Genomic DNA, 231 nt, shown 5'->3' on the forward strand with positions numbered 1-231 from the left:
CTCGCCGGTGGCCAGCGCGTCGAGAACGTCGAGGACGTGCTCGGAGTCGGCCAGACGATCCTGGTCGAGAGCACGAAGACGGACGACCGCGGCACGCTCTCGCTCGCTCCGGTCGTCGCCGAGTCGGCCGACACCGACTCGAGCGGCGCCACCGAGACGTCGACCGACTCGTCGGTCGACGCGTAGCACCCGCCTGAACCGACGAGCCCGTCGCGACCTCGTGTCGCGACG

1 protein-coding gene is annotated in these 231 nt (G+C 71.4%); it reads left to right on the top strand.

All coding sequences use genetic code 11. The annotated features are described in order from the left end of the window. Positions 1 to 186 (top strand): hypothetical protein (locus tag ACZ6JE_RS15740; protein ID WP_464319560.1); only part of this gene is annotated, 186 nt, incomplete at its 5' end. Positions 187 to 231 lie beyond the last annotated feature (45 nt).

The sequence above is a fragment of the Frigoribacterium sp. AC759 genome, from assembly GCF_979256015.1.